Below are 7,674 nucleotides of genomic sequence, written 5' to 3'. Positions count from 1 at the left end.
CGCATGGACTGGTCCGTGAGTGAGGATGGCCGCGCGGGAATCGGCGCGACCCGGGCTTGCTTGCCCCGGCTTCATAGCCATTTCATGGCGGAATGGAAACCCGGACGCATCGATCCGAAAATCGGAAATCGGCTTTCGGAAAGGCACGATACATGGGGTCGAACGTGCCAGAGCGTCCTTGCGCGTGCCTCGGACACCCGGCGTTCCAGGGATGCTGCAGTGCCGCGCGCGTCTTATTGGTCGTTTCCCAAGCAAAGCCTGCCACACTATTGTGCAGTGCAGCACGAGAATGCCYGTTTCAAGGCAAAATTCTACGTGACATTTTCATTCGCGTTGGGCTAATGTGCCCCGATAACCGAGAGGGTAGAGAAAAATCTGCTCTCCTACGCGGTCAAAGTCTTGGGAGGATGCGATCTAGGCGCGGTAACTCGCTGCCGCCGGAAACCGGAAACAGATCGGACGCGTTTAAATTGCAAGGCCTTGTGCCTTGCATTTTTTTTGTGCAAACATCTGGTTAGCAGCAGAGATTGATAAACTGGATGACCTTGCGTCAACCGGCACAAAGCCAGAATCGCCATGGCCTCCAGGCGATATCGTGTCGATCTCGAATCGGCTGAAACGCGGCCTGAAAAGGCCTATTTCGTTGGCGTCTGACTGAATTCCGGAATGATGTGCGGCACCTCGTCAAGGCTGTATCCCAACCCTTTCGTCAGGCCGTAGAAAATGCCCATGAGAACCGCCGTCGCGACGGTGGTTCGCAGGATGGCGCGCAGCATATGCGGGCCGCGCGGCGCACTTGGAACCGTGCCCAGCGTCACGTCGTGATCGTCGTCCTGTGTGCTGACGCTGAACGGCAGCACGACGAACAGCACGATCCACCAGGTGGCGAAGAAAAGTGCGGTGAACGATACCCAGCTCATGATTGCTCCAGTTCGATCAGCGTACCGAAGAAATCCTTCGGATGCAGGAACAGCACCGGCTTGCCATGCGCACCGGTCTTCGGATTGCCGTCACCCAGCACGCGCGCGCCTGCGGCCTTGAGCTGGTCGMGTGCGGCCAGGATGTCGTCGATCTCGTAGCAAAGATGGTGCATCCCGCCGGACGGATTCTTCTCCAGGAAGGCGGCGATCGGCGAGCCCTCGCCCAGCGGCTCCAGAAGTTCGATCTTGGTGTTGCCGACATTGACGAACACCACGGTCACACCGTGCTCCGGCAGTGCCTGCGGCTCCGTCACTTCGGCGCCGAGCGTGTTGCGATAGGCGGCGACGGCCGCAGCCAGATCCGGCACTGCAAGCGCAACATGGTTCAGGCGACCGAGCATATCCGAGCATTCCCTTCTGGGTCCCGATGGCTGGCGTCATACGTCAAATCGACTGATATCAACAGCCTTTCACCAGGCGCGCACTGTCGCACTTTGACGAGCCGTCCTCGAACGCTCTTGAACGGACAGAGAGTTTCAAAATCACCGCCCAGGCTGTTCCAACCGGCAACTGCGAAGTACAAACGGCAAATGTTCGACGCCCACCCTTCCCGCCCACGCGTTTTCACATTCGGTCTTGGCTCATTCAAAGTTGCCGCTTTGCTCGATGCCGTCGATGTTCGCAACAACCTTGCATCGGCCCTGGCACCTGGACAGTCGTCAACCGCAGTGCACGAACTCGCTGTCTCGAACTTCATCGACCGCGATCGCTACGAGCACTGTTTCATCCCGACGCTGATCGACACCGGTTCCGAAAAGATCCTGTTCGACACCGGATGCGGAGATGCGGACAGTTCGCTTTTGGATTGTCTGCAGGACCTTGGGCTCGGGCYTGATGACATTGATGTGGTGATCATCACCCACGGGCACCCGGATCACATCGGAGGACTTGTGAAGGATGGCGAACCCGTTTTCAGGCGGGCACGCTATGTATTCGGCGCGGCGGAATTCAGCTTCTGGACCGAGGGAAATGCGGTGCGCGAGGCCAGATTGAAAAGCCGCGATCTATTCAGGCGCATTTGCAGCAACCTGGCCGGCCGGGCAGCATTCATAGCACCCGGGGACAAGGTTGCGCCTGGCATTGCCGCCATCGACGCAGCCGGTCATTCTCCCGGGCTGCTGGCGTTTCTCGTCGAAAGCGACGGACAGCAATTGCTCATCTGGTCGGACGCCTTCCTGCACTATGTCGTGTCCATCCAGCGGCCGGAGTGGCGTGCCGATCTGGATGATGACAAAGACCTGGCCATCGAGACCCGCAAGCGACTGCTGAAGATGGCCGCGGAACAGCGTCTGTTGATCGCTGGCCACCACATGCCATTTCCAGGACTGGGCTACGTCGAGCAGCTAGACGGCTCTTTTCGCTGGCTTCCCGTCAGCTATCAGCTGAACGTGTAGCGAACGCTGCCACCCTCACCGGGTGACGAACACCGTCACCAGCGGTTTCTTGCCCCACGCTTCGTTGGCAGCGCCGCGTACGGCGCGCCGTACCGCCTCTTGCACCAGGTCGAGATCCTTTCGCCGCTGGCGGGGGATCGAATCCACGGCGCCGACTGCCGCGTCGATCATCAGATCCTCGAGCGTCTCACCGCTTGCATCGGCCTCGGCGACGCCGATGGCAACCAGATCGGGATCGCCGGCAAGCTCATATTTGTCGTCGAGCACGACATTGACCGCGACATGGCCGGCAAAGGACAGCTTGCGCCGATCGCGAATGCCCATCGCCTGATCGGTGCCGATCAGACTGCCGTCCTTGTAGATGCGCCCGAACGGCACCTGGTCGATAATGGTGGCGGGGCCGGGAGCGAGCCTGAGCATGTCGCCGTCGCGCACCTGCGCCACCTGGCCGATGCCGGAGGTCGACATCAGCGACCCCTGCGCCACCAGATGCGCTGCCTCGCCATGCACGGGAACGCCGATCTGCGGCCGCACCCATTCGTACATCTTGCGCAATTCGCTGCGCCGCGGGTGGCCTGAAACATGCACCAGCGCGTCGCCGTCCTCGATGATCTTGATGCCGAGGTCGATCAGGCGGTTCTTGATCTCGAGGATCGCCTTTTCATTGCCGGGGATCGTACGCGAGGAAAACACCACCGTATCGCCGGCCGTCAGCGACACCGATTTCATTTCTTCGCGCGACAGCTTGGCCAGCGCCGCCAAAGGCTCGCCCTGGCTGCCAGTGCAGATGATCACCAGGTTTTCGCGCGGGATGAAGCCAAAATCCTCTTCGGCGATGAACTCGGGCAGCCCGTCCATGTAACCGAGTTCATCAGCCACATCGATCACCCGCTTCAGCGAACGGCCGAGCACCAGGCACTGGCGTCCGGCATCGCGCGCCGCCTTGGCAATGGAGACGATGCGGCCGACATTGGAGGAGAAAGTGGTGACGGCGACGCGGCCCTTGGCTGCTTGGATGACGCCCTTGAGGCCCTCGCCCACGGCGACTTCCGAAGGCGACTCGCCTTCCCGCAGCGCATTGGTCGAATCGCAGATCAGCGCCAGAACACCCTTGTCACCATAGGCGCGGAAACGCGCCTCGTCGGTCTTCGGGCCGATCGTCGGCTCTGGATCGATCTTCCAGTCGCCGGTGTGGATGACGGTGCCGGCCGGCGACGTGATCGCCAGCGACATCGGCTCGGGAATCGAGTGCGCTACGGGAATGGCTTCGATCTCGAACGGGCCGACCGTGAATTTCTCGCCCGCCCGGTAAATGGTCAGCGGGATCTTCGGCGCGCCCTGTTCGCCCTGCCGCTTGGCTTCGAGCAGGCCGGCGCTGAACGGCGTCATCCAGACCGGGGCCTTCAGCTTCGGCCAGGTGTCGAGCAGCGCGCCATAATGGTCTTCATGCGCATGCGTGATGATGATGCCGCGCAGATTGGCGAGGTTCTCCTCGATGAAGCGCGTATCGGGCAGCACCAGGTCGACGCCCGGCAGGCTGGCATCGGGAAAGGTCACGCCGACATCGATGACGATCCACTCGCGCGCGCTCGGCGGGCCGTAGCCATAGAGGGCGAAGTTCATGCCGATCTCGCCGACGCCGCCGAGCGGCACGAAGACGAGTTCGGCGTTTTCCGCTTTCGCCATGATTTTTCCCTTCCTGACCCTCAGGCCAAGCCCGTTAGACGCGGGCAGACGCGACCGCGCCGAAATGCACGTCGCCGGCGGCGATCGTCAGAATAGAACCTTGATCGTCGCGGATCACGAAACGGCAGTCCTCGTCAATGGTTTCAAACACGCCACGCACCACATTGCCGTCAATTCTGACAGCAACCTCGCCGCCAAGCCCCGCCGCCCGTGCCAGCCAGCGTTGCCTGACGGCGGCAAGTCCGCGCCCCTCATCCCACAACCGGGCATTCTCGCTCCAGGCATCCGACAGCGCCAGAAACAATGTTTCCGCATCGCATGTCGCGCCCAGCGCGCGCAATGAAGTTGCCGGATAGGGCAAATCTTCGGGATAAGCCACAACATTGACGCCGATGCCGACAGCCACGGCGAAACGGCCGCCGTCCAGGATCGCCGATTCCAGCAGGATGCCGGCCAGCTTGGCGCCGGCGGCAAGCACGTCGTTCGGCCATTTCAGCTCGAACCGGTTTTTGCCCGCACTTGCGCCGTCGAGGCCTATGGCGATCCGGCCCTTCGGCACGACCGCGTCGAGCGCATCGGCCAGCGCCAGCCCGGCGACGAAGCCCAGCGTCGCGGCAAGACGAAGCTCGGCAGTGGTGATGACAAGCAGCGTCGCCGCGAGGTTGCCTTCCGGCGTCGCCCAGACACGGCCGCGCCGCCCGCGCCCGCTTTCCTGCTTCTTGGAAACGACCCACAATCTGCCGGGGTCGCCCGCCCGGGCATGGTCCAGCGCCAGCGCATTGGTGGAGCCGACGCTGTCATGTGCCTCGAGCCGGAACCCTTCCGACGCCGAGGTAGGAGCCAGCCGAAACGCCATGCCGTTTAGAAAAATGTCTTGGCAGCGGCTTCGGCATAGGTGCCGATCGGCCCGCCGATCAGCACGTAGAACAGCACGAAGGCGCCACTGACGCCGAGCACCAGGCGCAGTTCACTCGCCATCGGCACAAAGCCGCCAACCGGCTCATCGAACCACATGATCTTGATGATGCGCAGATAATAATAAGCACCCACCACCGAGGCCAGCACGCCGATGATCGCCAGCGCGTAGAGGTTGGCGTTGATGGCGGCGAGGAAGACGTACCATTTCCCCCAGAAGCCGGCGAGCGGCGGAATGCCGGCCAGCGAGAACATCAGGATGGTCAGGATCGTCGCCATGATCGGGTTGGTCGACGACAGACCGGCCAGGTCGCTGATCAACTCGACATTGCCTTCCTTGCGCCGCATGGCGAGGATGAAGGCGAAGGTGCCGAGCGTCATCACCAGGTAGATCAGCATGTAGATGGCGACGCCACGCACGCCCGCCTGGCTGTTGGCGGCAAGGCCGACCAGCGCGTAGCCCATGTGGCCGATCGAGGAATAGGCCATCAGTCGCTTGATGTTGGTCTGGCCGATCGCCGCGAAGGCGCCGAGCGCCATCGAGGCGATCGAGATGAAGACGATGATCTGCTGCCAGTCCGAGGCGATCGGCTTGAACGCGCCCATGGTGACGCGCACCATCAGCGCCATCGCCGCCATCTTGGGAGCGGCCGCCAGGAAGGCCGTCACCGGCGTCGGCGCGCCTTCATAGACGTCGGGCGTCCACATGTGGAACGGCACCGCCGAGATCTTGAAGGCAAGGCCGGCCAACACGAAGACCAGACCGAAAACCAGGCCAAGCTGGCGCTCGCCGCTGCCCAACGCCGTGGCGATCTCCTGGAAGCCGGTGTTGCCGGTGTAGCCGTAGACCAGGCTGATGCCATAGAGGAGCATGCCCGACGACAGTGCGCCGAGGACGAAATACTTCAGGCCGGCCTCGGTCGAACGCAGATTGTCACGGTTGATCGCCGCCAGCACGTAGATCGCCAGCGATTGCAGTTCGAGGCCGAGATAGAGCCCGATCATGCTGTTGGCCGAGATCATCAGCATCATGCCGAGCGTGCAAAGCAGGATCAGCACCGGATATTCGAATTTGTCGAAATGCTCCGCTTTGGCAAAGCGCATCGACATCACCAGCGTCACCGCCGAGCCGATCAGCGCCAGCACCTTCATGAAGTGGGCGAAGGAATCCTGGATGAAGGCATTGCCATAGGCGCTGCCCTGCCCCGTGCGGAAGACCAGCCAGGCGCCTGATAACACCAGCACGGCGACTGCGAGGCCGGTCACCGTATTGGCGGTGTTGGCGCGCGAATAGGCGCCGACCATCAGCAGCGCCAGCGCGCCGATGGCGAGGATCAGCTCTGGCGTCGACAGCGACAGGCTGGAGAGAAGGTCCGGCGTCATGGTTCGCAAAACCCTTGGGTTAATTCGCCGCCGCGGTCTGCGCGGCGCCGATGGATGCAGTGACATTGGTGACGAGCGACTTGACCGATTGGGCCGTCGCGTCGAAGACGGGCGCCGGATAGACGCCGAAGAATATGACCAGCACGACCAGCGGGTAGATGATCACCTTCTCGCGCGGCGACAGATCGAGCAGGCCCTTCAGGCTGTCCTTGGTCAGCGCGCCGAAAATCACCCGGCGATAGAGCCACAGCGCATAGGCTGCCGACAGGATGACGCCGGTGGCTGCGAAGAACGCCACCCAGGTGTTGACCCGGAAGACGCCGAGCATGGTCAGGAACTCGCCGACGAAGCCGCTGGTGCCGGGCAGGCCGACATTGGCCATGGTGAAGACCATGAACACGGTGGCGTATTTCGGCATGTTGTTGACCAGCCCGCCATAGGCGTCGATCTCGCGCGTGTGCATGCGGTCGTAGATAACGCCGACGCACAGGAACAGCGCGCCCGAGACAAGGCCGTGGCTGAGCATCTGGAAGATCGCGCCCTGCACGCCTTCCTGGTTCATGGCGAAGATGCCCATGGTCACGAAGCCCATATGGGCGACCGAGGAATAGGCGATCAGCTTCTTCATGTCCTCCTGCATCAGCGCCACCAGCGAGGTGTAGATGATGGCGACGACCGACAGCGTGAACACCAGCGGCGCGAACATTTCCGACGCCAGCGGGAACATCGGCAGCGAGAAGCGCAGGAAGCCGTACCCGCCCATCTTGAGCAGGATTGCGGCCAGGATCACCGAGCCCGCTGTCGGCGCTTCGACATGCGCGTCAGGCAGCCAGGTGTGCACCGGCCACATCGGCATCTTCACCGCGAAGGAGGCGAAGAAGGCGAGCCACAACCAGGTCTGCATGTTGGCCGGGAAATTGTGCGTCAAAAGCGTCGGGATGTCGGTCGTGCCGGACTGATAGAACATCGCCATGATGGCGAGCAGCATCAGCACCGAGCCGGCCAGCGTGTAGAGGAAGAACTTGAACGAGGCATAGACGCGCCGCTTGCCGCCCCAGACGCCGATGATGATGAACATCGGGATCAGGCCAGCCTCGAAGAAGACGTAGAACAGCACGATGTCCAGCGCGCAGAACACGCCGATCATCAGCGTTTCGAGCAGCAGGAAGGCGATCATGTAGGCCTTGACGCGCTTCTCGATCGCTTCCCACGAGGCCAGGATGCAGAGCGGCATCAGGAATGTCGTCAGGATGACGAACAGCATTGAAATGCCGTCGACGCCCATATGGTAGGAGATGCCGGAGTCGAGCCAGGCA

Annotated in this window: 7 protein-coding genes; 1 reads left to right on the top strand and 6 read right to left on the bottom strand. The window is 62.2% G+C overall.

What is annotated here, in order from left to right; genetic code table 11:
* Positions 1-635: 635 nt before the first annotated feature.
* Positions 636-920 (bottom strand): DUF1467 family protein, encoded by a 285-nt coding sequence (locus ACXJ7R_RS19495; RefSeq protein ID WP_457153275.1) that lies wholly within the window; start codon positions 918-920, stop codon positions 636-638.
* Positions 917-1,321 carry a methylmalonyl-CoA epimerase gene (gene mce / locus ACXJ7R_RS19490; protein WP_457153274.1) on the bottom strand — a complete coding sequence of 135 codons (405 nt, stop codon included), beginning with the start codon at positions 1,319-1,321 and terminating at the stop codon, positions 917-919. Before mce ends, ACXJ7R_RS19495 begins: the two co-directional genes overlap by 4 nt.
* Positions 1,322-1,510: 189 nt before the next feature.
* Here mce and ACXJ7R_RS19485 point away from each other — a divergent pair, with 189 nt between their 5' ends.
* Positions 1,511-2,374, top strand: a complete 864-nt coding sequence (locus ACXJ7R_RS19485; protein WP_457153273.1) for an MBL fold metallo-hydrolase — start codon at positions 1,511-1,513, stop codon at positions 2,372-2,374.
* A 15-nt stretch (positions 2,375-2,389) separates the two neighbouring features.
* Here the strand turns inward: ACXJ7R_RS19485 and ACXJ7R_RS19480 are convergent, their stop codons facing one another.
* The 4 genes from ACXJ7R_RS19480 to ACXJ7R_RS19465 form a co-directional block, all read right to left on the bottom strand.
* Positions 2,390-4,060, bottom strand: coding sequence for a ribonuclease J (locus ACXJ7R_RS19480; RefSeq protein WP_457153272.1), 1,671 nt, complete (start codon positions 4,058-4,060; stop codon positions 2,390-2,392).
* Positions 4,061-4,094: 34 nt separating this feature from the next.
* Positions 4,095-4,916 carry a biotin--[acetyl-CoA-carboxylase] ligase gene (locus ACXJ7R_RS19475; protein WP_457153271.1) on the bottom strand — a complete coding sequence of 274 codons (822 nt, stop codon included), beginning with the start codon at positions 4,914-4,916 and terminating at the stop codon, positions 4,095-4,097.
* 5 nt (positions 4,917-4,921) lie between these two features.
* Entirely contained in the window at positions 4,922-6,358 is a 1,437-nt protein-coding gene (nuoN, locus tag ACXJ7R_RS19470) for an NADH-quinone oxidoreductase subunit NuoN (RefSeq protein ID WP_457153270.1), read from the bottom strand.
* A gap of 19 nt (positions 6,359-6,377) precedes the next feature.
* Positions 6,378-7,674, bottom strand: a 1,297-nt coding sequence (locus tag ACXJ7R_RS19465; protein ID WP_457153269.1) for an NADH-quinone oxidoreductase subunit M, incomplete at its 5' end; no start/stop codon positions are given.

The sequence above is a fragment of the Mesorhizobium sp. P5_C1 genome, assembly GCF_054049815.1.
The sequence above is the reverse complement of the archived record's forward strand: the minus strand, read 5'-3'. Positions and strand labels throughout refer to the sequence as shown.

Excerpts from the sequence above, each read along its gene's own strand:
- ACXJ7R_RS19495 (WP_457153275.1), bottom strand. The coding sequence starts at position 920 with ATGAGCTGGGTATCGTTCACCGCACTTTTCTTCGCCACCTGGTGGATC.
- ACXJ7R_RS19480 (WP_457153272.1), bottom strand. The coding sequence starts at position 4,060 with ATGGCGAAAGCGGAAAACGCCGAACTCGTCTTCGTGCCGCTCGGCGGC.
- ACXJ7R_RS19475 (WP_457153271.1), bottom strand. The coding sequence starts at position 4,916 with ATGGCGTTTCGGCTGGCTCCTACCTCGGCGTCGGAAGGGTTCCGGCTC.
- nuoN (WP_457153270.1), bottom strand. The coding sequence starts at position 6,358 with ATGACGCCGGACCTTCTCTCCAGCCTGTCGCTGTCGACGCCAGAGCTG.